Source organism: Glycomyces luteolus, from assembly GCF_027622875.1.
Taxonomy (GTDB): Bacteria; Actinomycetota; Actinomycetes; order Mycobacteriales; family Micromonosporaceae; genus Glycomyces; species Glycomyces luteolus.
Genome location: NZ_JAPZVP010000012.1, coordinates 70,756 through 94,034, shown reverse-complemented (window position 1 = coordinate 94,034; position 23,279 = coordinate 70,756). Strand labels below are relative to the sequence as shown.

The 23,279-nt window shown below is 69.8% G+C and carries 18 protein-coding genes; 4 read left to right on the top strand and 14 right to left on the bottom strand.

Annotation, left to right across the window (positions count from 1 at the left end):
• Nucleotides 1-5 precede the first annotated feature (5 nt).
• Nucleotides 6-2,090: an iron ABC transporter permease gene (locus O1R50_RS15950; RefSeq protein ID WP_270111096.1), complete on the top strand. Its 2,085-nt coding sequence runs from the start codon at nucleotides 6-8 to the stop codon at nucleotides 2,088-2,090.
• On the opposite strand, the gene O1R50_RS15945 is transcribed toward O1R50_RS15950, so the two are convergent.
• Nucleotides 2,053-2,544: an HIT family protein gene (locus tag O1R50_RS15945; protein WP_270111095.1), complete on the bottom strand. Its 492-nt coding sequence runs from the start codon at nucleotides 2,542-2,544 to the stop codon at nucleotides 2,053-2,055. The two genes, O1R50_RS15950 and O1R50_RS15945, sit on opposite strands and share 38 nt — an antisense overlap.
• A gap of 124 nt (nucleotides 2,545-2,668) precedes the next feature.
• On the opposite strand from O1R50_RS15945, the gene O1R50_RS15940 reads away from it, so the two are divergent.
• Both O1R50_RS15940 and O1R50_RS15935 read left to right on the top strand, forming a co-directional pair.
• The gene (locus O1R50_RS15940) at nucleotides 2,669-3,937 is read left to right on the top strand and encodes a phytase (RefSeq protein WP_270111094.1); all 1,269 of its coding nucleotides are present in this window, start codon (nucleotides 2,669-2,671) and stop codon (nucleotides 3,935-3,937) included.
• 381 nt (nucleotides 3,938-4,318) lie between these two features.
• Nucleotides 4,319-4,732, top strand: a complete 414-nt coding sequence (locus O1R50_RS15935; RefSeq protein WP_270111093.1) for a hypothetical protein — start codon at nucleotides 4,319-4,321, stop codon at nucleotides 4,730-4,732.
• 132 nt (nucleotides 4,733-4,864) lie between these two features.
• Here O1R50_RS15935 and O1R50_RS15930 read toward each other — a convergent pair whose 3' ends face one another.
• From O1R50_RS15930 to iolC, 9 genes are all read right to left on the bottom strand, one after another.
• On the bottom strand, nucleotides 4,865-5,695 hold the full coding sequence (locus O1R50_RS15930) for a DUF817 domain-containing protein (RefSeq protein WP_270111092.1): 831 nt from the start codon (nucleotides 5,693-5,695) through the stop codon (nucleotides 4,865-4,867).
• 58 nt (nucleotides 5,696-5,753) lie between these two features.
• On the bottom strand, nucleotides 5,754-6,791 hold the full coding sequence (locus tag O1R50_RS15925) for a TRM11 family SAM-dependent methyltransferase (RefSeq protein WP_270111091.1): 1,038 nt from the start codon (nucleotides 6,789-6,791) through the stop codon (nucleotides 5,754-5,756).
• Between the two features lie 242 nt (nucleotides 6,792-7,033).
• A complete protein-coding gene (locus O1R50_RS15920; protein ID WP_270111090.1) occupies nucleotides 7,034-8,041 on the bottom strand; it encodes a Gfo/Idh/MocA family protein in 1,008 nt (335 codons plus the stop codon).
• 143 nt (nucleotides 8,042-8,184) lie between these two features.
• The gene (locus O1R50_RS15915) at nucleotides 8,185-9,120 is read right to left on the bottom strand and encodes a TIM barrel protein (RefSeq protein WP_270111088.1); all 936 of its coding nucleotides are present in this window, start codon (nucleotides 9,118-9,120) and stop codon (nucleotides 8,185-8,187) included.
• A 21-nt stretch (nucleotides 9,121-9,141) separates the two neighbouring features.
• Nucleotides 9,142-10,638, bottom strand: a complete 1,497-nt coding sequence (locus O1R50_RS15910) for a CoA-acylating methylmalonate-semialdehyde dehydrogenase (RefSeq protein ID WP_270111086.1) — start codon at nucleotides 10,636-10,638, stop codon at nucleotides 9,142-9,144.
• 11 nt (nucleotides 10,639-10,649) lie between these two features.
• Nucleotides 10,650-12,533 (bottom strand): 3D-(3,5/4)-trihydroxycyclohexane-1,2-dione acylhydrolase (decyclizing), encoded by a 1,884-nt coding sequence (gene iolD / locus O1R50_RS15905; protein ID WP_270111085.1) that lies wholly within the window; start codon nucleotides 12,531-12,533, stop codon nucleotides 10,650-10,652.
• A complete protein-coding gene (iolB, locus tag O1R50_RS15900; RefSeq protein ID WP_270111084.1) occupies nucleotides 12,523-13,422 on the bottom strand; it encodes a 5-deoxy-glucuronate isomerase in 900 nt (299 codons plus the stop codon). The genes iolD and iolB overlap by 11 nt, the downstream gene beginning before the upstream one ends.
• Nucleotides 13,419-14,291 carry a Cgl0159 family (beta/alpha)8-fold protein gene (locus O1R50_RS15895; protein ID WP_270111083.1) on the bottom strand — a complete coding sequence of 291 codons (873 nt, stop codon included), beginning with the start codon at nucleotides 14,289-14,291 and terminating at the stop codon, nucleotides 13,419-13,421. The genes iolB and O1R50_RS15895 overlap by 4 nt, the downstream gene beginning before the upstream one ends.
• A complete protein-coding gene (gene iolC, locus O1R50_RS15890; protein ID WP_408612714.1) occupies nucleotides 14,281-15,213 on the bottom strand; it encodes a 5-dehydro-2-deoxygluconokinase in 933 nt (310 codons plus the stop codon). The genes O1R50_RS15895 and iolC overlap by 11 nt, the downstream gene beginning before the upstream one ends.
• A gap of 288 nt (nucleotides 15,214-15,501) precedes the next feature.
• On the opposite strand from iolC, the gene O1R50_RS15885 reads away from it, so the two are divergent.
• Nucleotides 15,502-16,485 carry a LacI family DNA-binding transcriptional regulator gene (locus tag O1R50_RS15885; protein ID WP_270111080.1) on the top strand — a complete coding sequence of 328 codons (984 nt, stop codon included), beginning with the start codon at nucleotides 15,502-15,504 and terminating at the stop codon, nucleotides 16,483-16,485.
• A gap of 19 nt (nucleotides 16,486-16,504) precedes the next feature.
• On the opposite strand, the gene O1R50_RS15880 is transcribed toward O1R50_RS15885, so the two are convergent.
• The 4 genes from O1R50_RS15880 to O1R50_RS15865 all read right to left on the bottom strand — a co-directional run bounded on the left by O1R50_RS15880 (nucleotide 16,505) and on the right by O1R50_RS15865 (nucleotide 23,160).
• Nucleotides 16,505-16,741, bottom strand: coding sequence for a hypothetical protein (locus O1R50_RS15880; RefSeq protein WP_270111079.1), 237 nt, complete (start codon nucleotides 16,739-16,741; stop codon nucleotides 16,505-16,507).
• A gap of 164 nt (nucleotides 16,742-16,905) precedes the next feature.
• Entirely contained in the window at nucleotides 16,906-17,961 is a 1,056-nt protein-coding gene (locus O1R50_RS15875; protein WP_270111077.1) for a WxL protein peptidoglycan domain-containing protein, read from the bottom strand.
• Nucleotides 17,962-18,074: 113 nt separating this feature from the next.
• A complete protein-coding gene (locus O1R50_RS15870) occupies nucleotides 18,075-18,680 on the bottom strand; it encodes a hypothetical protein (protein WP_270111076.1) in 606 nt (201 codons plus the stop codon).
• Between the two features lie 148 nt (nucleotides 18,681-18,828).
• The gene (locus O1R50_RS15865; protein WP_270111075.1) at nucleotides 18,829-23,160 is read right to left on the bottom strand and encodes a family 43 glycosylhydrolase; all 4,332 of its coding nucleotides are present in this window, start codon (nucleotides 23,158-23,160) and stop codon (nucleotides 18,829-18,831) included.
• Nucleotides 23,161-23,279: the final 119 nt, after the last annotated feature.

The window sequence follows — 23,279 nt, the reverse complement described above, 5'->3', positions numbered from 1 at the left end:
GCACGATGAGCCCGCCAGCGCGGCCGGGGGCCCCGGCCCAGGCGCCGCCGAAACTCCTTCCCACCGCGGCGGTCTTCGCCATCACTCTGGGGACCCTGGCCGTGCTGGCGGCGCTCCACCTGACCCAAGGCACGTCCGAAGTGGACACGATGGACGTGCTGAGACTGGTCACCGGGACCGCCGACCCGGGAGTCTGGAACGTCCTCGAAGGCGCGCGGCTGCCGCGGCTGGCGGCGGCGGTCCTCGTCGGCGTCGCGCTCGGCGCCTCCGGCGTGCTGCTGCAGTCGGTGGCACGCAACCCGCTCGCGAGCCCGGACACGCTCGCGGTCAACGCCGGGGCCTACCTGGCGGTGACCGCGGTCGCCGCGTTCGGGCTCAGCCTGCCGCTGCTCTCGGGCATCGGCGTGGCGTTCGTCGGGGCCGTGGCGACGGCAGGCCTGGTGCTCGCGCTCGCCGCGGGCGGCGGCGCGACGGCCACCACCCGGCTCATCCTCGCCGGATCGGCGACGGCGATGGCCGCGAACTCCCTCGTCTCGGTCCTGCTGCTCCTCTTCGAAGAATCAACGACCGGCCTGTTCGCCTGGGGTTCAGGCAGTCTCAGTCTGGCCGGGTTCGCGCCGGTCGCGCAGTCCGCGCCGATCGTGCTCCTCGCCGTCATCGGGGCCTTGGCGCTCGGGCCGCGTCTGGATCTGCTGCGGCTCGGCGACGACACCGCGGCGAGCCTCGGCGTCCACGTGCGGCGCACCCGCACCCTGGCAGTCGTCTGCTCGCTCCTGCTGGCCGCTTGCGCGGTAGCGGTGGCGGGGCCGATCGGATTCGTCGGCCTGGCCGCGCCGGTCGCGGCCCGCCAGATCGCCCGTCGGCTCCCCGGGCTCCTGACCCATCGCACGCTCATCCCGTTCAGCGCCCTGTGCGGCGCGATCATCATCATCGGCGCCGACCTCGCCCTGCGGGCGTTCGTGGACCCGGAGACGAGCATCTACATCCCCGTGGGCGTCACCACGACCCTGCTCGGCGCGGCCGTCATGGTGTGGCTCGCGCGCTCGGTCCGCAGCGCCGGATCGCAGGACAAGCCCGCGATCCTCCACGGCGCCGCCAACCGCGGCCGGATCGGCTTCGCGCTCATCGTGATCGGACTCGCGGTGGCTTCGGTCGCGGCCCTGGTCGTCGGCATGATGGCCGGGGACACGATGCTCCTCGGCGGCGACCTGGTCAACTGGCTCGCCGGGAAGACCGGTTCCACGTACACGTGGATCATCGACCAGCGCTACCCGCGGGTGCTCGCCGCGATCCTCGCCGGGGCCGCCCTCGCGTGCGCCGGAACCGTGACGCAGGGCGTGGCCCGCAACCCGCTCGCCGAACCGGGCCTGCTCGGTGTGACGGCAGGGGCCGCGATCGGCGCGGTCACCCTCATCACCTGGGCGCCGAACGCGGGGGCTTGGACAGTGACCGCGGTGGCGGCGGCGGGCGGCCTCGCGGCCTTCGCGGTCGTGTACGCCATCGCCTGGCGCGGCGGGCTCGACACCGGGCGGCTGGTGCTCGTCGGCATCGGCGTCTGGTCGTTCGGGATGGCCGTCATCACGCTGATCATCCTGGCCTCGGACCCCTGGGACACGCCGAAGGCGATGACCTGGCTCTCGGGCTCCACCTACGGGCGCACGGCCGAGCGGCTCATCCCGCTCGCGGTGGCACTCGTGCTGGTCGTCCCGGTGGTCGTCATGTACCGCAAGGACATCGATCTCCTAGCACTGGACGACGACACCCCGCGGGTCCTCGGCGTGCGCCTCGAACGGACCCGCCTGCTCCTGCTGGGCGCGGCCGCGGTGCTGACGGCCGCCGCCGTCGCAGTGGTCGGCGTGATCGGCTTCGTCGGCCTCGTCGCCCCGCACCTGGCTCGAGCCCTGGTGGGCAGCAGGCACACCCGCGTCCTGCCCGTGTCCCTCCTCATCGGAGTACTGCTGGTGAGCATCGCGGACACCTTGGGCCGCACCGTGATCGCACCAGCCCAAATCCCGGCGGGCCTGGTATGCGCCCTCATCGGCACGCCCTACTTCATCTGGCTCCTATGGAGAACCCGGACGAGGACGTGAAGTAGGAGCGCAGCCGCTCTGCGAAGACCTGCCGCTCCGCAGCATCGGCCCAGCCGGGCAGCGGATTCGAGGAGTAGAGCCGGTCGCCTTCGTAGCGCGGGAAGACGTGGACGTGCAGGTGCCAGACGTCCTGGTTCCCGGAGGGCTCGTTGTGCTGGCGCGTGGAGACGCCGTCGCAGCCATAGGTGGCGCGGATCGCGACGGCGACCTCCCGCACCAGATCGCCTACGGCCGCATAGGCGTCGGCCGGGATCGAGTACAGGTTCTCGTGGTGCCCGGTCGGCACCACGAGCACGTGCCCGCGGTTGTTCGGCCACCAGCGCGGCGAGACGAAGGCCGCCGCATGCCCGTCGCGGTGCACGATGTCCTCCACATTGGCGACCCCGTCGCTGTGCCCCGCAAGGAGATTGCAGAACGGGCAGTGATATCCGGGCGGCTCGTGCGAGGTCTCCATGGTGCAAAGGTAACCGGTCGTCCCGGCGGGGAATTCGTTCTCCGGGTCGAGCGGCGTTCACCCGGGATTCACGGGCGGGCCCGACCATCGAATCGACAACTCAACCCCGATTCGAGGAGACTCCTTGCTTTCCCGACTCATCACCCTCACCGCCTTCGGCACGGCCGCCGTGCTCGCGTGCGCCGCGTCCGCCCAGGCCGACTACCGGTCCGACGACGAACTGACGGCCGAGCTCGAGACCCCCGCACTCTGGACCGACGATGGCGCCGACGCCGACGACCCCGCGATCTGGGTCGACCAGGACGACCCCGAGGACAGCCTCGTCATCACCACCGCGAAAGAGGCCGGGCTCTATGTCCACGACCTCGAAGGCGAAGAGGTCCAGCACATCGCGCCCGATCCCGCCCCCGGCGAGGACGACGCGCCCGGCCGCTACAACAACGTCGACCTCGTGCGCGGATTCGCGCTCGACGGCGACAAGGTCGACCTCGCCGTCGCCTCCGACCGCGGCATGGACGACCTCGGCGTCTTCGCCATCGAAGACGGCGAACTCCGCGAGGTCACCGACCCCGGCGCGGGCTGGATCTTCAGCGAATCGCAGGCCGAGATCAACGACGAGCACACCGCGTACGGCCTCACCACCTGGCAGGACGCGACCGGCGCGTACGCGCTCGTCAGCCGCAACTCCGAGACCGAAGTGGCCCTCCTGAAACTCGTCGCGAACGGCGACTCCGTCGGCTGGGAGAAGATCCGCACCCTCGCCCTCCCCGCCGAGTTCACCATGCCCGACGGCTCCACCTGGACCACCTGCGACGACCCCGGCCAGTACGCGCAGGTCGAAGGCATGGTCGTCGACGAGTCCACCGGCACCGCCTACCTCGGCCAGGAGCTCGTCGGCATCTGGAAGGTCAGCGCCGACCTCACCGGCGCACCCGAACTCGTCGACACCGCAGTCGAATTCGGCCTCCCCGGCGCCTACAACGCCGAGACCGACGAATGCGAGTACGGCCAGAACCCCGGCTTCGGCGGCGACGTCCTCCGCACCGACATCGAAGGCCTCACCATCTACTCGACCGGCCGCGGCACCGGCTACCTCCTCGCCTCCAGCCAGGGCGACGACACCTTCGCCGTCTACGCCCTTTCGGGCGGCAACGACTACCTCGGCTCCTTCGCCATCGCCGCGGGCGACGTCGACTCGACCCAGCACAGCGACGGCGCCGACGTCGTCAACGTCAGCCTCCCCGGCTTCGACGGCGGGCTCCTCGTAGTCCAGGACGGCGACAACACGCCCGAAGGCAGCGACGAGTCCAGCACCAACTTCAAGTTCCTCGAATGGGAGGACGTGGCCGAGGACAGCGGCCTCGGCCTCGCCCAGGCCCGCGGACGCCGCTAGATGAATGACTCCGAGGGGTCGGCGGTCGCAAGCGGTCAGCGATCGTAGGACCGGCTCGCCGAGTTGGTCGTTGTACCAGGCTGCAGCGGTCAGGGGCGAGGATGCGTTGCATGAGGCGGGCCAGACCGTTTGAGAACTGTACCGATTCCGGGTGAATCGACTGTACTGCAACAGGTTTCATCCCGAGGCCGCACATCGCCCGATCCTGGCCTCGGGTGCCGACACGACCGCTCCGAGAAAAATCGTGCGCTGTACGCAACTCTGGGTCGGGGCCACTGCGTACTTTGGTCAGCACTCGGACCAAATCCATTGGCACCGAACGCATTCCCCCGCCTGCGCCCCGCCTCGGAGCGCGGTCACGACCATCAGAGAGGCATCCCCATGCGCAACCGCTTCGCGGCGCTCCTCGCCGCGCTCGCCGTCCCCCTGTTCGCCGTTCTCGGCCTCGCCACCCCGGCGTTCGCCGCGTACGAGCAAGACTGGACGACCAACGTCACCTGGTACGAGGACAGCTCCAGGGAGTGCGTCGAGAACCGCTACGTGTCCGGCTGCGTCCAGCCTTACGGCGACTACATCTGGCTCAAGAACAACGGATCGGCCGACTACGTCGTCAAGATCACATGGTGGGACCTCGACGGCGACCGCGAAGGCTACTGCACCAACAACTTCGCCCCTTCGGCGGGCTGGACGGTGTGCAACAAGGACTTCCCCGAGGGCCACCGGATCGCCTGGTACGTCGTGTACCACGCCAACGGCCAGTGGTGGTCGGGCTCGAACCAGACCACCACGGTCTAGAGGATTGATTCCAGGAGGTCGCTCAGGCAGGCGCCCTTGACGACCGCGGCCTCCGGCCGGGTTCGATCAATCATCTAGGCGAACGCGCTCGCGCCGCCGGGGCCCCCAGGACCCGGCGGCGCCTCCGTTCCGTCAATCCGCCGTGCTCGGCAGCGGCCCGGCGCTCGAACGGACCTTCCACGCCGCCACCGGCGTGAAGCAGACGGTGACCAGCAGCGCCCAGGCCCAGAGCTTCGAGAGGTGAACCGGCTCCCAGCCGTCGGCCTGGTGCGGATACACCCACGCGCCGAAGTAGGTCCCGATGTTCTCCGCGATCCACAGGAACACGGCGATGAGCGTGAACGACAGCGCCAGCGGCATCCGGTACTCCGCGTCGCCCACGGTGAAATGCACCCACGTGCCCAGCGTGATGAACACCAGCAGCACCGTGAGCGCCAGCCGGACGTCGAACAGCCAGCCGCTGGACAGGAAGTTCAGGTAGATCAGCAGGCTCACGGCGGTGGTCGCCCACAGCCGGTACCCCTCGATCCGCAGCCGCAGCAGCCGCCAGGACCGGCACACGAAACTGCCCACGGCCGCGTACATGAACCCGCTGTACAGCGGCACGCCGCCGACGGCGAGCACCCCGAGGTCCGGGTACGTCCACGAACCGATCGCCACCTTCACCAGCTCGAACCCGAGGCCGAGCGCGTGGAAGCCCGTGACGAGCAGCAGCTCCTTCCACGTGTCGGAACTGAACAGCAGGAAGAACAAGGTCATGCCCATCCCGTAGATGAACAGCGCGTCACCGCGTTCCATGGGCAGCGGCACGACCGCCGAGGCCGCCAAGCCGAGGAAGATCGCCACCGCGAAGACGCAGGCGCGCGCCTCCAGCAGCCCGAATCGCCACAATTGCCCTGCCAAGCGGCCCAAGGTGAACGGGGTCCGCTCGCGGCCCGGCCGCATCTTCCACAAGAACGACATCGGCCTATCGTGACGGACCTTCGCGTGTCTGCCAAGCCCTGCCGAGGCCGGCGCCGTGCTACTTCGGCTTGCGGGCCACGATCAGGTCGCGGTTGATGGCCTGGTCGACACGGTGCTCGAAGTCGAGGAACGGGGCCGCGTCCATCACGTCGAGGCCCGATTCCTCAAGCATCGCAATGAGATCGGCGCGGTCGGTCGTGTAGAGGTTCCACGACAGGCCGATCGCCCCGCCCGGGCGCAGCAGCCCGGCCCACACCGGGATCGCGGCCTCCAGGACCTCCGTCGGCTTGCGGGTGAGCGCCCGCGTGTCCTTCACCGCGGCATGATGCACCCCGTACGGCGCGTCCGTCACGATCAGGTCGAACGAGGCGCGCTTGAACACCTCGCCGCTGCGCAGCGTGTCCGCGTTGACGAACTCGAGCACCTGCACGTCGCCCGCGCGGTGCAGCTCCTTCGTCGCCGCGAACTCGACCCGCGTGCGCTGCCCGACCCCGCGACCCTCGCGCTTCACCCGGCTCTGCAGGGCTCGGTGCTTGAGCCGCTTGTCCTTCAGCCAGCGCTGCACGAACGCGCTGTAGGTCTCGAAGTCGCGCTTGTCGACCTCTACGCCGAACGCGTCCCAGCCGTACATCGCGGCCTGATTCAAGGTCGTGCCGCGACCGCACATCGGGTCGAGCACCGCCACGTCGCCGGAGAGGAGGCGGTCGGGCGCGAGCGCCACCGCGGCGGTGACGTTGAGCAGCAGCTTCGTGAACTGCTCGTTGGTCTTGCCCACGTACTTGAGGATCGTGACGAGGTCGTCGTCGTAGCGGTCGAGCCGCTCGACCGCGATCGGCTCGAGCATCGCGCCGCGTACCGCGAACAGCGCGTACAGGGACGAGAGGTTCGCGAGCAGCCGGAAATCGCGCGCGCTGAGCGAATCGGAGCGGAAGGTGAGATAGGGGACGGCGCCGAGCACGGCCTCCTCCACGTCCTCGATGGCGCCGTCGAGGGCGTGGGCGCTGAAGACCCGGATCTCGTTGGCCGCCATGCGGGCGGCGGTGCGCGCGTACACGCGATTGGCGGAGGGCGATATCAACATCGCGTACTGCTGCATCGACTTGCAAACCTTCAAGGACCATCGGACACGTAGAAGGCCCCGGCCTACCGGCGGGGCCTTGACCAGCGTGACCTTAGCAAACACCGGGCGGCGGCGCGACCGGCCGCCGCGCGGTGCGGGCTATCGTCCCAGCAGCTCCCTGCGCGCCCGGTCGAGCATGAACGCGCTCGACTCGCGCGCCCGCTCGTCTCACGCGAACACCGCGACCATGTCGAGAGCGATCGTCATCGGTTTCATTTCTAGGCGTAGAAGTCGGGGCGCGGCGGCAGATCGATCGGCACGATGCCTCCAGAATGAAGCGAGCGGACCGCCGCATCGACCACGACCGTGGCCGCGAAACCGTCCCACGAGGTCGGGCCGGTCGGCTCCTGGCCCGCGATCAAGCGGTCGACCCACTCCTGCAGCTCGACGTCGAACGCGTCGGCGAAGCGGTCGCCGAACTCCTGCAGCACCTCCGCACTCGCCCTGCCCGCCTTGCGGACCACCGGCCCGGCCGGGTCCGGCAGGCGTACCGCCCCGTCCTCGCCCACGATCTCGCACTGGATGTCATAGCCGTACTGGCAGTTCACGAACGCCTCGACGTCGACGCGCGCACCCGAAGCGGTCTCGAACAGGAAGATCTGCGGATCCTGCAGATGCGGGAAGCGCTTGGAGGTCTTGCGCGGCAGGATCGTCTGCACCGACGTGAACTCCTCCCCCAGCAGCCACCGCAGCGAGTCCACCTCGTGCACGGCCGTGTCCTTCGCGGCCATCTCGGTCGTATAGGCCTCGCGCACGTTCGGGTTGCGGTGCACGCAGTGCGCCATCAGCGGCGCACCGATCTCCCCGGAATCCAAGACCCGCTTCATCTGCCGGTACCCCGCGTCGTAGCGGCGCATGAACCCGACCTGCACGAGCCGCCGCCCGGCCGCCTGCTCGGCCTTGAGAATCCGCTGGCCGTCCGCGATCTCGGTGATGAGCGGCTTCTCGCAGAACACCGGCTTGCCCGCGGAGATGCAGGCGAGCACCTGCTCGGCGTGGGCCGGACCCCACGAGGTCACGACGACCGCCTCGACCTCCGGATCCTCGATCAGCGCCTCGGCCGAGTCCACGACCCGGGCCCCGACCGAGGCCGCGACCTTGCCCGCCGACTCGGCATCGATGTCCGAGACCGCGACGACCCGCGCGCCGGAGACGACGTTCGCCAGCCGGTGCACGTGCTGCTCGCCGATCCAGCCCGTGCCGATCAGACCGATGCCGATGCTCATGGTGTTCCGTCCTTACTTCTCGGTGCCGGTGACGCGCACGGGATCGCGTTCGAGCTCGTGATGGAGCGATTCGAGCTCCGCGCCGCCGGACATGTGGTTTGTGAGTCGTCCAGGGTCCGCTTTCGGAGAGGTGGCACAGGCCCTCAGGCCTGCTGGTGACGGGCCCCCAGACCGCAGCCGTTGAGGTACTTGCGAGTGCGGACCGCGATCGGGAAGGGGACGTCGGGTTCGCACGGGTACAGGTCCTGCTCGACGATCACAAAGAGCTCGGCGTCCAGCTTCGACAGTTCGGTGACGATGTCGGCCGGGTTCGGCACCCCGGCGGGCGGCTCCACGCAGACGCCGCGCTTGACGGCCTCGCCGAAGCCCAGGCCCTCGTCGCGGACCTGCCGGAGGATCTCAGGGTCCATCTGCTTGATGTGGACGTAGCCGATCCGCTCGCCGCAGCGGCGGATGAGGTCCACATTGTCCCCGCCGCCGTAGGCGACGTGACCGGTGTCGAGGCATAGGGACACGTAGTCGGAGTCGGTGCCGTCGAGGAATGTCTCGATCTGCGGCTGAGTCATGATCTGGCAGTCGGCGTGCGGGTGCAGGGCGATGGTGACGCCGTACTCCTCGAACATCTGCTTGCCGATCCGGTTCGCCGCGGCGTGCACCGTCTTCCACTGCGTCGCGTCCCACTCGGTGACGTCGTTGATCGCGTCGGTCTTCTCATCGCGGAACAGCGGCGGGATGAAGACCACGTGCTTCGCGCCCTGCGAGGCCGTCAGCTTCGCTACCTTCGAAACGGTCGCGAGGGTCTCGTCGAACTTCGCGGGCGTGTGCAGGTTGCCGAAGACGGTGCCGCCGGAGACCTTCAGGCCCCGCTTGGCGACCTCCTCGGACAGCACCTCGGGGTCGGTCGGCAGGTAGCCGTAGGGCCCGAGCTCGAGCCATTCGTACCCGGAGCCGGCCAGCTCGTCGAGGAACCGCTCGTACGGGAGCTGGTGGTCGTCCTCGGGGAACCACACCCCCCACGAGTCGGGGGCGGAGCCGAGCCGGAGGTTCAGCGCTTGCGTCGTCGCTCTTGGCGTCGTCATTGACGGTCTCCTTTGCGGTGCTTAGCTGGAGGTCGGGAAATGGAAAGCCGCGTCGACCGACTGCCGCACCTCGGGCCAGCGGGTCGTGACGGTCTTGGCGCGGGTGTAGAAGCGCACGCCTTCGGGGCCGTGAATGGGACTGTCACCGATGAGCGAGTCCTTCCAGCCGCCGAAGGAGTAGTACGACATCGGAACCGGGATCGGCACGTTGACGCCGATCATCCCGACCTTCACCTCCCGCTGGAAGCGGCGCGCGGCCGCGCCGGAGGACGTGAAGATCGCGGTGCCGTTGCCGTACGGGTTGGCGTTGATCAGCGCGATCGCCTCGTCCACATCGGCCGCGCGGGCGACCGCGAGGACGGGACCGAAGATCTCCTCCTTGTAGGCGTCCATCTCCGGAGTCACGTGGTCGAGGAGGGTGGGGCCGACGAAGAAGCCCGCTTCATGTCCGGCCACTTTGTACTCACGGCCGTCGACGACGGGGGTCGCGCCTTGGGCGATGCCCGACGTGACCAGACCGGTGATCCGGTCGCGGGAGGCGGCGGTCACGACGGGGCCCATTTCGGACTCGGGGTCGTCGCCGGGGCCGACGACGACCTCTTCGGCCTTGCGCTTGAGGACTTCGACCAGGGCGTCTCCGGCCTCGCCGACCGCGACGCCGACGGAGATGGCCATGCAGCGCTGGCCGGCCGAGCCGAACGCGGCGGCCGTCAGGTGGTTCGCTGCGAACTCCAGATCGGCGTCGGGCAGGACGATCGCGTGGTTCTTCGCGCCGCCCAAGGCCTGGACTCGCTTGCCGTTCGCGGTGGCCTTCTCGTGGATGTACTTGGCGATCGGGGTCGAGCCCACGAAGGAGACGGCCGCGATCTCCGAGTGGTCCAGGATCGCGTCGACGGCGGCCTTGTCGCCGTGGACGACGTTGAAGACCCCGTCCGGAAGGCCCGCTTCGGCGTACAGCTCGGCGATCAGGTTGGAGACCGACGGATCGCGCTCAGAGGGCTTCAGGATGAACGTGTTCCCGGTGGCGATCGCGATGGGGTGCATCCACATCGGGACCATGATCGGGAAGTTGAACGGCGTGATCCCCGCGCACACCCCGAGCGGCTGACGGAAGTTGAAGACATCGACCCCGCGCGAGACCTGATCCGAGTAGGAGCCCTTGAGGACGTCGGCGATGCCGCAGGCGTACTCGACGACCTCGCGACCGCGGATGATCTCGCCGCGGGCGTCTTCGACGACCTTGCCGTGCTCGGAAGAGATCAGCTTCGCCATCTCGTCCTCGCGCTCGACCATCAACTCGCGCAGGCGGAACATGACCTTGCTGCGCTGGGAAAGCGACGAGTCGCCCCAGGTTTCGAACGCCTTGGAAGCGGCCGCGACGGCGGCGTCCACGTCGGCATGCTCCGCCAGCAGGACCCGCTTCCGCTCCTCGCCGGTCGCGGGGTTGAACACCGCGCCGGTGCGGGTCGACGCGCCGCGCGTGAACGCCCCGCCGATCCAGTGCTCGATCGTTGTCATTCGAGATCCCCCTAGAGGTAGTGGCGCTGTTCGCGCTTGTGGTCGACGTAGTCGGCGCGCGCCGCGCGAGTCGAGTCGAGTTCGGACACTTCGCTCACGGGCACGTCCCACCACGCGGAGCCGGGCGGGTTCGGGCCGGTCAGATCGGTCTCGACGTGGACCACGGTGGTCCTGGTGCTGGCCTTGGCCTTGGCGATGGCCTTGCGGAAGTCCGCCACGTTGTCGGCGGTGATGACCTCGGCCCCGAAGCTCGCGGCGTTCGCGGCCAGGTCGACCGGCAGCACATCGCCGTCGAGGAGGCCGGACTTGCCGTCGCGGTAGCGGTACTTCGTGCCGAAGCGCTGGGAGCCGAGGGATTCGGAGAGCGAGCCGATCGAGGCGAACCCGTGGTTCTGGACGACCACGATGATGACCTTCAGGCCCTCGGAGATCATGGTGGCGATCTCGGAGGAGAGCATCAGGTACGAGCCGTCGCCCACGAGCACGACCACTTCGCGCTCGGGTGCGGCCATCTTCGTGCCGACCCCTGCCGCGATCTCGTAGCCCATGCACGAATAGGCGTACTCGACGTTGTAGGCCTTCGGATCCCTGGCGCGCCAGAGCATCTGGAGGTCGCCGGGCATCGACCCGGCCGCGTTGATGACCACGTCCGCGTCGTCGAGCGCCTCGTTCAGGGCCCCGAGGATCTCGGTCTGCGCGGGCAGCGGCCCGTGGCCCAGGTCGAAGCACTGGTCGGTCGTCGCGCGCCACTGTTCGGCGAGGCGCAGGGCCTCGGCACGGTACTCCTCGCCGACGCTCCAGTCCCGCAATGCGTCCGTGAGCGCGGCCAGGCCGGTCTTGGCGTCGGAGAGGAGCATTTCGGCGGAGTGCTTCGCGGCGTCGAGGCGGGCGACGTTCAGGTTCGCGAAGGTGACGTCCGGGTCGCCGAACACGGTGTGCGAAGCGGTCGTGAAGTCCGAGTAGCGGGTGCCGATGCCGAGCACCACATCCGCTTCCGCCGCAAGCGTGTTCGCCGCGGTTGTTCCGGTGGAGCCGAGGCCGCCTACGGCGGACGGGTGGTCCCACGGGACCGCGCCCTTCCCCGCATGGGTGTCCGCGACCGGGATGCCCGTGGCCTCGGCGAAGGCCCGCAGTTCGGCCTCGGCCCCGCTGTAGACCACGCCGCCCCCGGCGACGATCAGCGGCCGCTCGGCGCTGCGCAGGAGCGCGGCGATCCGTTCCACGGCAGCGGGTTCGGGCACGGCGCGGCCGATGCGCCACACGCGCTTGCGGAAGAACTCGGTCGGCCAGTCGGAGGCTTCGGCCTGCACGTCCTGCGGCAGGCACAAGGTCACCGCGCCGGTCTCGACCGGGTCGGTGAGGACCCGCATGGCCGCCAGTGCGGCTGGAATCAACTGCTCCGGGCGGCTGACCCGGTCGAAGTACTTGGAGACCGGCCGGAACGCGTCGTTCACCGTGACGTCCCCGGCGCGGGTGTCCTCGAGCTGCTGCAGCACCGGGTCGGGGACCCGGGAGGCGAACATGTCGGAAGGCAGGAGCAGCACGGGGAGCCGGTTCGTGGTCGCCAGCGCGGCGCCGGTGATCATGTTGGTCGAGCCCGGGCCGGTCGAGGCCGTGCACGCGAACGTCTGCAAGCGGTTCTTCATCTTCGCGAACGCGGCCGAGGCGTGCACCATGGCCTGCTCGTTGCGCGCCAGGTAGTACGGCAGGTCGGCTTCGCCGGTCTGGGCGGCTTGGAGGAGGGCCTGGCCCAGCCCGGCCACGTTCCCGTGCCCGAAGATCCCCCACACGCCCGGGATCAGGCGCTGCTCGATCCCGTCCCGCTCCGAATACTGCGCGGCGAGGAAGCGCACCAGCGCTTGGGAGGTCGTGAGTCGTACGGTCTCAGCGGGCATCGTCGCCCTCCTTCTCCACGGCAGAGGACAGCGGCAGGCGGGGATCGAGATCCTCAGGGGCCCAGGTCGACCTGACCCAGGCGTGGGCGGGGTCGTCGCTGATGAGCCAGGCGCGGTGCTCGCCGGGTCCGGCCATCACGTTGAGGTAGTAGAGGTCGTAGCCGGGAGCGGCGGCGCTCGGGCCGTGCCAGCCGTGCGGGATCACGACCACGTCGCCGCTGCGGACCTCCTCGCTGACCTCGATCGGGCGGTCCGCGGTGCCGTAGACGCGCTGCCAGCCGAAGCCGTCCCTTGGCGAAGCGGCGCCGTTCCCGGCGATCTCGAAGTAGTAGATCTCCTCGAGCTCGGCCTCGCCGTCCTTCGCCTCGTCGTGCTTGTGCGGCGGGTAGGAGGACCAGTTGCCGCCGGGGGTGATGACCTCGCAGGCGATGAGCTTGTCGGCCTCGAACGTCTCGGGCGTGCAGAAGTTGTTGACCTGGCGCGAGGCCTGGCCGGAGCCGCGCAGTTCGACCGGGACCTGCTCGGCCGGGCCGTAGCGGGCGGGGAGCCGCCGCTCGCACTTGGCGGAGGGCAGGGCGAACCGGCCCCCGCTCGCGCTGGACACGGTGACCCGGGCATCCCTTGGCGCGTAGACGAAGTCGGTGACGCGGCTGAAGACGTTCCGGCGGCCCTGGACCTCGAAGGTCTCGCCGTCGCAGGTGACGGTGCAGCTTCCGGAGAGCGGCAGCACCAGCGTTTCGGCGTCGCCGGTCGCGAAAGTCGCAGTGCCCGAAGGGCTCAGCTGGAGCACTTTGAGCCCGGAGTAGCCCCAGCCGGCGGATTCGGGGGTGACGACCGTGTCGTACGGGCCGTCCGCAGTGGATCCGGCGGGCAGATAGTAGGTGTTCACAGGAGGCTCACCACCGCGTCGACGGCCCCGGCGACGTCGCCGTCGGCTGGGTAGAGGAGGGAGCGGCCGACGGTCAGTCCGACCACATTGGGCAGTTCGAGGGAGGCGCCCCAGCTCCGGCGCTGCGCTTCGAGGTCGGCGACCTCGCCGCCGAGGATGACCGTCGGCAGGGTCGAGGCGGCCGCGACGCGCTCCATGTCGGGGGCGGTCGGGACCTTCAGCCAGGTGTAGGCCGAGGTGGAGCCCAGCCCCGAGGCGATCGCGACCGACGTGACGACCCCCTCCGTCGTCAAGTCGTTCACGACCTTCCCGCCTTCGCGGCGGGAGATGAACGGCTCGACCATCGCGATCAGGCCTTGAGCGGCGAGCGCGTCGATCGCGTGCGCCGTCGCTTCGAGGGTGGGCGCGGTCCGGTCGTCGTCGAGGTCGATCCGGGTGAGCGTCTTGCCGCCGTCGAATCCCATGCGGGCGATGGCATCGGCGCTCGTCCCGGTGAACCGGTCGTCGATCTCGAACGCGGCGCCGGCCAGGCCGCCGCGGTTCATCGAACCGAATACGACCTTGCCGTCGAGGGCCCCGAGGAGCAGCAGGTCTTCGAGGATGTCGGCGGTGCCCAGCACGCCGTTGCATCCGGGGTTCGCCAGCGCGGTCCGCAGCCGGTCGAGGAGGTCGCCACGGTCGGCCATGGCCATCGGGTCGCCGCCGGTGCCGAGGGCGCCGCGGGCGGGGTGGTCGGCGGCGATGATGAAGCATTTGCCCGATGGGCCGACGGGACTCTGGGCGCGCTTGCGGGCGTCCGCGGCCCTGCGGATCGCGGCCGGGTCGGTCAGCCGGGTCCGGACCAGTTCGGCGAGCTCGTCACGCCGCATCGGGTGCCTCCTGCAATTTGCGCTCCACTTCGGATTCGGTCGGCATGGCGTCGGAGCAGGCGAGTTCGCCGGCGACATGGGCGCCGGCGGCGTTGGCGAAGCGCATGATGCGCATCGCGGGCCAGTCCGCGAGCAGGCCGTGGACGAGCGCGCCGCCGAAGGCGTCGCCCGCACCGAGGCCGTTGACGACCTTCACCGGCACCGGCGGCACCTCCACCTGGCCGGTGTCGTCGAGGGCCAGCACGCCTTTCGGGCCCTGCTTGACGACGGCGAGCGAGACGCCGGCCGCGCGCAGTGCCCGGGCGGCTTCAGCGGGAGTGTCATGGGCGCCGACTGCGACCTCGCATTCTTCGCGGTTGCCGACTGCGACGGTGACGTGCGGCAACGCCAGTTTCACCCAGTCGCGGGCGGCTTGGGGCGAGTCCCAGAACATCGGCCGGTAGTCGAGGTCGAGCACGGTGATGTCGCGCTTGCCTCTCGCTTCGAGTGCGGCGAGCGTGGCCGAACGGGACGGCTCCTGGCACAGGCCGGTGACCGTGACCCAGAAGACCTTCGCGGCGCGGATGGCGTCGAGGTCGAGCTCATCGGGGCGGATGTCGAGGTCAGGGGCCTTCGGGAACCGGTAGAAGTAGAGCGGGAAGTCGTCCGGGGGGAAGATCTCGCAGAACGTCACGGGGGTCGGCAGGTCCGCGGAGGTGCCGACGAGCCGGTCGTCGACGCCGTAGCCGCGGAGGGCCTTGCGGATGAAGCGGCCGAAGGGGTCGTCGCCGGTCTTGGTGATCACCGCGGCGCGGCGCCCGTACCTGGCCGCCGCGACGGCGACGTTCGTGGGGCTGCCGCCCAGGAACTTGGCGAAGGACTCGACGTCCTCGAGGCCGACGCCGATCTGCTGCGGGTAGATGTCGACGCCCACCCGGCCCATCGTGATGACGTCGTACGTCTCGCCGTCCGCTGCTGCGGCCACGGGCAATCCCCTCTCATGGCTCTGTGCGTCATGAAGCGCTTCACTGTCGCGCGTTACTGTCGCGCGACAGTGATTTGGAATATACTCACATCCGGGCCCGCGCGTCAAGCCGCCGGGCCCGTCGGAAATAAACTCGGGTTACCGCCCGATTGCCGAATCAGACCAGAAGAGGGAGGGGCGTTGGACGAAACGCTCGAGCCACAGCCGAACGCGGGCCGAAACCAGGGTTCCCCGCAGCGAGCCACCATGGCCGACGTCGCCGCGCGGGCCGGCGTGTCCCGCACGCTCGTCTCCCTCGTTCTGCGCGACCGCCCCGGCGCCGGCGCGGCCACCCGCGAGCGGGTCCTCAAGGCCGCCGACGAGCTCGGCTACCGGCCCGACAGCGCCGCGCAGATGCTCGCCCGCGGCCGCAGCCGCACCCTCGGCGTCCTGATGAACCTCGAGCAGCCCTTCCACGCCGAACTCGTCAAGGCCATCTACCCGGCCGCCCAGCAGCTCGGATACGACGTGCTGCTCTCAGCCGTGGCCCCCGGACGCGACGAGCACGCGGCCACGGGAGCGCTCCTCGGCCACCGCTGCGAAGCGCTCGTGCTGCTCGTCTCCGACCCCGAATCGCACGACACCGAGAAGCTCGGCGGCACCGTCCCCACGGTCGTCGTCGGCCGCAAGGCCACCACGCCGAAGGTCGACAGCGTCCACACCGCCGAGGCCAAGGGCATCCGGCAGGCCGTCGACCACCTCGTCGAGCTCGGCCACCGCCGCATCGTGCACATCGACGGCGGCAAGGGCCCCGGCTCGGCCGACCGCCGCACCGCCTACCGCGCGGCCATGCGCCGCCACCGCCTCGCCGACGAGATCCGGGTGATCCCGGGCGCCCAGGACGAGGACGCCGGCATCGCCGCCGGGGCGCTCCTCCTCAGCGAAGAAGCACTGCCCACAGCGGTACTCGCCGCCAACGACCGCTGCGCCATCGGCCTCATGCACGCCCTCCGCGGCGGCGGCGTCGACGTCCCCGGCGACGTCTCCATCGTCGGCTACGACGACAGCCACCTCTCCCACCTGTCCCACATCAACCTCACCACCGTCCGGCAGGACGCCACGGGCATCGCCGAGCACGCCGTCCGCGACGCCGTGGAACGCCTGGAGAACGGGGCCCTCCCCGCCCGAGAGACCATCTGCGACGCCAAACTCGTCATCCGCGCCACCACTGTGGCACCCCGAACCGCCTAAGGCCCTTGGGAAGCCGTACTCAGGCGACGTCCAGGACCGTCTTGAGCCGGCCGTCCTCTCGACGCCGTAGGGTGGGTCTCGCCTCTCGGGCGTCGCCCCCGGTGGGGCGGCGCGCCCCCCTTGCGATGCAAGGCGGCCGCTCAGCGTCCGGGGGATTGACGAAGTCTTCGATGATCACGGTGATCACCGCGACGACCGACAACACGATCACGACCGCCACGACGACCGCAACACCTATCAAGGGCTTGTGCGACATCGCGTCTCCTTTCGGGGGCTGGCCCATGTATAGCAGCTCCCGTGCGGGACCGGTCCCGATTTTCGAGCCGACAGCGATGACAACTGAAGGGGCTCAACGTCTTTCAGGCGCGGATCACTGATGTGGTTCGCGGTGGCACGAGCCTGTACTTCGCCGCCGCCCGCTCAGGCGTGCTCCTTCAACGCCTCGCGGCGCCCTTCCTCGCGGGCCCGCGCGAGTCTGCCCTCCAGCCGCGCTCGCGACCGGCGGCGTCCTCGCAGGCTCGAGACGGCCAGCAGCACGATCCCGGCGAGTACGAACAGCTGCGGCCACGGGAGGGCCCAGAATCCGGCGTCCGCCGTCACGGGCTCGACCGCGGCGCCTTCGCCTTCGCCGACCACGGTCGGCGTCACCGTGACGGAACCGGGCGCGAACACCAGCGGCCACACGTCCTCGACAGTCACCGTGAACGCCCGCCGGTCCCCCGGCAGCAGTTCCTGGTCGATCTCGTCCGGCCCCGGGAAGGCGACCTCCTGCCCGTCGGCCCCCACGACCCCCGTCACCAGGAGTCGGGCGTTACCGGTGTTCACGACCTCGAACGTCACCTGCGCCGAGCCGGGCGCGAACGGATTCCACGACAGCTCGTACTCGGACGCCACCGCCTCGACCGACGCGGCGGGCGCGAGCTCGCCGGTCACGCGGGTCATCACGCGGAACCCCACACGGGACTCCACCCCGACCGTCGCGCCGTCCTCCCCCACCTGCTGCGACAGGACCGATGCCGCGATCCCCGCGGCGTGGTCGCCCGGAGTCGCGTTCTCCGGCACCGCGGTCGTGAACGGCACGATCACGGTCTCGTCCGCGCCGACCGTGACCTCGTCCTGCACCTCGATCCACAGCCCCGCGTCCACGGACTCCTGGTCGGAGGGCAGCATGCTGAAGCGGCCGTTTTCCTGGAAGTAGCCGTCCGCCGCCGAGATGCGGAACGTCACCTCCTGATCCGAGAGGTTCCGGATCGCCAGGTGCTCCGTCGCGGTCTCGCCCGGGTCGAGCTCCTGCTCCACCCACGACCGGCCGTCCTCGCCGGCCTCGTCCGCCGGGCGCACCGACCATGTCACCGTGCCCGGGTCCCCGCCGTCCGTCTGCGCGGCGGCGGGACCGGCGGGCCCCCACACGAGCAGGAACGCCGCCGCAGCGGCGAACAGGCCGCGCAAGGCGCGGGAACGGAGGGAGGGAACCATGATCGGCCTTTCCGGGAATCAGACGTCGAGGCGGGCCCGAACACGCGGGCGCACCTCGACCAGCATCGCCGATGGGCGGGCGTCTCGCAAATACGGCGCCCGCCCGACCGGTCTCATTCGAACAGCGAGAGCGTGATGGTCGAGGTGTAGGAACCGGGCTCGACGTCCGCCGGCACCAGCAGCGTCAGGCCCGCGTTGGCCTGCCACGAACCGATCGCCTCCTCGCTCGTGAGCGCCATCGCCAGCAGCTCGCGACCTTCGAGACCCACGTTGTTCGGAGCCTCGTCCGCGTCCAGCACCGGAGCGACGTCCGGGCCAACGGCGACGGCACCCGAGCCGTCGTCCACGATCGACGGCGACCAGCCCAGGTTCTCCGCCCCGATCTCCGGCTGACCGGCATCGCCCACGAAGCTCGACGCCGTGCCCTCGACCCACCAGAACGCGCCGTCGGGGATCTCGTCCGCCGTCCGCGTGTCCGTCACCGTCACCGTCGGCAGATCGCCCGTGAACTGACGCACAGTCCCGGTCGACCCGTCCTCCACCAGCGTCGTCGTCGTCCCCGCCACGCTCATCGCGAGAACACCGGTCTCGGTGTCCTCGATCGTCACATCGACATCCACATTCGAACCGGACCCGACCTGCTCCTGCGCGAACGCCGCACCCGCGACACCCGCCAGCATCGCGCCGCCGACCGCGGCCACCGACACCCGCTTCACCATTCCACGATTCATGATTGGAGACCTCTCCTCGATCCATCCCGGGGACGACCATCGCCCTCCGGATCACCACGTCGTCCGGGATGCCCCGCCGCCGGCCCAGGTGCCGGGACGGCGGGGACGGCGGCCCCGGACCGCCGCTTTCTACGCCTCAGCCGCAGCTCGCGGCCGCGAAGGCGACTTCCTGCTCTGCGGCGGCGGCGTCCGCCGCTGTCGCGGCCACGCTCACCGTGCCCGCCGCGATCTGCGCCGTCCGGGTCGTGAACCCGATCGTCGCCGTGCGGCCCGCGGCCAGCGACGCGATCGTCTTGTCGCCGTAAGGCGTCGACACCACGAGCGACACCGGTCCCTCGCTCTGGTTCGTGACCGACACGGTCAGCACGACCTTGCCGGACACGCACCGCGATCCCATCGCCACCGCGAACTCCGGTCCCGGCGAGGGCACGGTCTGCGGCTCGACACTCGAAAGGGTCGGGGTGACGGCCTGGAACAGGCCGTCCTCGCCGATCTCGAGTTCGTCGATCGTCGTCTCGCGGTGGGTCCCGTCGCCGCCCGAGAGCGCGAACCGGTGGTAGGCGATGTACCAGTCGTCCGTGCCGGGCACGTTGATGATCGAGCTGTGGCCCGTGCCCTTGATGCCGAGCGACGTGTTCTTCTGGAGGATCACGCCGCGGTAGGTCCACGGCCCGTCGATGCTCGTCGCCGTCGCGTAGCCGACGCGGTAGTTCTCCGAACCGGTGTCGTCGATCGAGTAGGTCAGGTGGTACAGGCCGTCGCGGTAGTTGAGGAAGGTCCCCTCGCGGAAGCCGGTCAGTCCCGAGATCCGCTGGTAAGTGCCGGCCTTGATCGACACCATGTCGTCGTTCAGCTCCGCGATGACGGGGCTGCCGTTGCCCCAGGCGAGGTAGTACTTCCCCGACACCGGGTCGTGGAACGCCGCGGGGTCGATCGCCTGATTCGAAGTGACGGCCTCGTTGTTGAGGATCATCGCCGCCGGTTGCGCCGTGAACGGACCCTCGGGGCTGTCGGCGACCGCGACGCCGATGGTCTTGCGGTTCAGGGCCGTGTTGTGGCCGCTGAAGTAGAAGTAGTACTTCCCGTCCCGCTCGATGATCGTCGGCGCCCACGCGTTGCCGCTCGCCCAGGGGACGTCGCCGTTCGCGCCGTCCAGGGTCAGGATGGGCTCATCGGAGCGCGTCCAGTCGACGAGGTTCTTCGAGGACCACACGTAGAAGTCCTTGCCGCCCCAACCGGGGTATCCGTCGGTGGTCGCGTAGATGTAGTAGGTGTCGCCGAACACCGCGATGTTCGGGTCGGCGTAGAGCCCCGGCAGCACCGGGCTGTTCACGATCTGGGCGGAGAACGTCCACGTCGTGGTCTCAGTGCCGGCCGTGACCGTGTACGCGACCGGTTCGGACAGGTCCACGACCGTGCCCGACGGCGGCGAAGTGGTAGCACCCGTGGCCGTCGTGAAGACCGGCGCGAGCGCCGAGACGTCGGTGCCCTTCACGACCGGGAAGACGACGGTGTGCGCCTGGGAGTCCACGAGCGGCGCGGTCGCGAGCGCCTCGGCGTCGGCGAGCGACACGTCGGTGACCGCACCCGTCGCGCCCGCCGCGTCGAGCACCTCGGCCGAGCTCAGCGCACGGTCGTAGATCGCGAACGACCGGAACTTGCCCTTGAAGCGGGCGTCCTGCTCGTACAGCGAGCGACCGAGGTAGTTCGCCCAGGTCTCGCCGCCGGAGATGTCGCCGGGATCGATCGTCACGCCCGTCTTGGTCGAGACGAGCACGCCGTCGAGGTACAGGCGGGCAGTCTCCCCCTGGAGCGTGTAGGTGAGGTGCGCCCAGCGTCCGCGCGGCAGCGCCGTACCCGAGCTCGCCGTCTGCTCCGACGTGTACGTGCTCGCCGTGATGCTCGTGCGGTACGAGCTGTTGCCGGTCGTGAAGAGGTAGCCTCGTCCGGCGCCCGCGGCGTCGGTGTTGCCGAGTCCCCAGATGAAGTAGCTGCCCGACTGCGCGGTGTCGACCCACACGTCGGCGTCGACCGAGATGTCGGTGAGGCCGGCCATGAGGTCGTCGGGCAGGTCGACGTAGTCGTTCGCGCCGTCGAAGGTCAGCGCGCCGTCGGCCCAGGTCGCCCCGTTGATCGTGGCGTCCCGTCCGTTGCCCGACACGTCCGCGAGCGTCGTTCCCGTGCCGTCCGAGAAGTCGTAGCGGACGACCTCGCCTTCGGCGTTCGACGAGATCGGCGCCCGGCCCTCGTACAGACCCGCCAGTTCTTCGGCGGTCACGGGGATGACGGTGCCGTGGCGCGGGCTCGCCGGGAGGTCGTAGTTCGAGGCGACGGTCCATCCGCCGGTAGCGATGTCGTCGGTCACGAGCGGGATGTAGCCGCGCCCGCCGTACTCGTCGACGAACAGGTAGTGCTTGCCGCCGCCGTTCACGTCGCCGGGGTTGGACTTGAAGATCGAGGGACCCTCGACCGCACTCGTGCCGGCGTCGCGGCCGATGCACGAGTCGATCATGGTCCACTCGGGAAGCGGGGCTCGCAGGGAGGTCGAGGACTCCTGGATGATGTCAGAGCACCCGGTCGACCCCGCGCCCTCGTCCTTCGTGAAGCGGTAGTAGACGCCGTCGTGCAGTGTGACCGTGGAGTCGATGCGCGACTTGCCGTCCTGCCAGATCTGCGGCTCGCTGAACGTGACGAAGTCGCGCGTCGTGGCGTACAGCATGCGGTTGTAGGTGCTGCCGGTGTGCCCCGGATCGCTCGTCGCGTACAGCTTCGACGCCCAGAACACGACGTAGGCGCCGAGCTGCTCGTCGTAGTACGCCTCGGGCGCCCACGTGTTGCCGGCCGTCTCGGGCGAGACGAGGACGTGCCGCTGCGCCGACCAGTTCACGAGGTCGTGCGACTCCCACACTTCGAGGTACCGGCTGCCCTGGCGCTGCGAGGTGTCCCACGAGGTGCCGGAGCCGATCGAGAGGTCGGTCGCGATGAGGTAGAACTTGTCGCCCTCGGGCGAGCGGATGATGAAGGGGTCGCGCAGGCCCTGCTCGCCGTATTGCGACGACAGGACGGGGAGCCCGCCGTTCAACTCGTTCCAGTCGAGGGCGTTGTTCCCCTCGCTCGCGGCGAAGTGGATGTTCTCGCCCGCCACGGAGTTGCCCGTGAAGTATGCGAAGGCGTAGCCCTCGTACTCCTCCTGCTGGTTGGCGGCCCGCACCGTGAGGGCGAACGCTCGCGTGAGGCCGCCCGCGGTCGCGGTCAGGACGACGTCCTGGTCGGCGGCTCCGCGCGTGACGACGCCGGGCGCGATCGCACCGTCGGCCTCGGTCGACACCACTCCCTCAGGCGACGCGGTCCACGTGATCGGGCTCCCGTGCACGGGGCCGGTCTCGGGAAGCGTGATGTTGCCTCGGATGTCGTCGGCGTTCGGGATCGAGATGGCATCGAGATCGGCTTGGAGATCGGCCTCGCCCGTCGCGGGCACCGTGGCGGTGAACTCGCGCGTCATCGTTGCGGAGCCCTTCACGGCCGTCGCGGTGAGCGTGACCTCGGCCGTGCCGCTCGCGGGTCGCGTCACACGGCCGGTGGACGAGATGACGGCCTCGTCGCTGGAGGCCCAAGTGATCGTCGAGCCGTTCGGCGCCGTCGTCGGCAGCGCGAGGTCGGTGGTCACGTTCGAGAGGTCGCCGAGCGAGAGCGCGTCGAGGTCGCGCTGCGCCCTCGTCGCATCGGACGGCTGGAGCGCCGCCACCTCGGACGCCGAGAGCGCCACGTCGTAGATGCGGAAGTCGCGGACGCTGCCGGCGAGGTACTTGTCGGCCGCGTAGTTCGAGCGTCCGATGTAGTTCGCCGTGGTCGTGCCGCCGCCGATCTGCGCCGGAGTGACCGTGACGCCGGTGTTCTTCGCGACCTGGACGCCGTCGAGGTAGAGGGTCGCGGTGTTCGTCGCGTCGTCGAGCGTGTAGGTGATGGTCTTCCACACGCCGCGCGCGAGGTTCGCGCCGCTGGTCGTGTTCTGCTCGCCCGACCAGTTGCCCGTCGTGATGGCGGTGCGGTAGGCGTTGCCTGTCGAGAACAGGTAGCCCGTTCCCGAGCTCGAGGTCGCGGGGTTGCCCAGACCGTAGATGAAGTAGGGCGTGCCCTGCTCCGGGCGCACGAGCACCTCGGTGCTCACCGTGATCGAGGTGAGCCCGGCGAGGATGTTGTTGGGCAGTTTGACGTGGTCGTCGGCCCCGTCGAGGCGGATGCCCTCGCCGCCGGTGAGCTTCGCGCCTCCGGCGATCTGGGCGTCGCGGCCGTTGCCGGAGCTGTCGACGGCGACGGTGCCGCTCGTCTCGCCGAGCGCGTATTGCGCCACGAGGTGGTCCTCGGCCGCGGCCTGCGCCGGGCTGACGCCTGCGACCGCGAAGCCGAATGCCGTTGCGGCGGCGAGGAAGCGGAGTGTAAAGCGGCTCGCACGGGATGGGAGGTCCATGCGCTCTCCTTCGAGGGGACGTGGCAACAACTTTGTTACCGGTATCAGATGTTAACGGGAGTGAAGCTCAGGAGGCAAGGGGAGCGGTCCGGCCTCTGCACTTGAGGCCGGACCGTTAC

Bases quoted from the DNA above. Each gene is read 5' to 3' on its own strand.
- O1R50_RS15950 (WP_270111096.1), top strand. From the start codon at position 6: ATGAGCCCGCCAGCGCGGCCGGGGGCCCCGGCCCAGGCGCCGCCGAAA.
- O1R50_RS15945 (WP_270111095.1), bottom strand. From the start codon at position 2,544: ATGGAGACCTCGCACGAGCCGCCCGGATATCACTGCCCGTTCTGCAAT.
- O1R50_RS15935 (WP_270111093.1), top strand. From the start codon at position 4,319: ATGCGCAACCGCTTCGCGGCGCTCCTCGCCGCGCTCGCCGTCCCCCTG.
- O1R50_RS15930 (WP_270111092.1), bottom strand. From the start codon at position 5,695: ATGTCGTTCTTGTGGAAGATGCGGCCGGGCCGCGAGCGGACCCCGTTC.
- O1R50_RS15925 (WP_270111091.1), bottom strand. From the start codon at position 6,791: ATGCAGCAGTACGCGATGTTGATATCGCCCTCCGCCAATCGCGTGTAC.
- O1R50_RS15920 (WP_270111090.1), bottom strand. From the start codon at position 8,041: ATGAGCATCGGCATCGGTCTGATCGGCACGGGCTGGATCGGCGAGCAG.
- O1R50_RS15915 (WP_270111088.1), bottom strand. From the start codon at position 9,120: ATGACGACGCCAAGAGCGACGACGCAAGCGCTGAACCTCCGGCTCGGC.
- O1R50_RS15910 (WP_270111086.1), bottom strand. From the start codon at position 10,638: ATGACAACGATCGAGCACTGGATCGGCGGGGCGTTCACGCGCGGCGCG.
- iolD (WP_270111085.1), bottom strand. From the start codon at position 12,533: ATGCCCGCTGAGACCGTACGACTCACGACCTCCCAAGCGCTGGTGCGC.
- O1R50_RS15895 (WP_270111083.1), bottom strand. From the start codon at position 14,291: ATGCGGCGTGACGAGCTCGCCGAACTGGTCCGGACCCGGCTGACCGAC.
- iolC (WP_408612714.1), bottom strand. From the start codon at position 15,213: ATGGGCCGGGTGGGCGTCGACATCTACCCGCAGCAGATCGGCGTCGGC.
- O1R50_RS15885 (WP_270111080.1), top strand. From the start codon at position 15,502: ATGGCCGACGTCGCCGCGCGGGCCGGCGTGTCCCGCACGCTCGTCTCC.
- O1R50_RS15880 (WP_270111079.1), bottom strand. From the start codon at position 16,741: ATGTCGCACAAGCCCTTGATAGGTGTTGCGGTCGTCGTGGCGGTCGTG.
- O1R50_RS15875 (WP_270111077.1), bottom strand. From the start codon at position 17,961: ATGGTTCCCTCCCTCCGTTCCCGCGCCTTGCGCGGCCTGTTCGCCGCT.
- O1R50_RS15870 (WP_270111076.1), bottom strand. From the start codon at position 18,680: ATGGTGAAGCGGGTGTCGGTGGCCGCGGTCGGCGGCGCGATGCTGGCG.
- O1R50_RS15865 (WP_270111075.1), bottom strand. From the start codon at position 23,160: ATGGACCTCCCATCCCGTGCGAGCCGCTTTACACTCCGCTTCCTCGCC.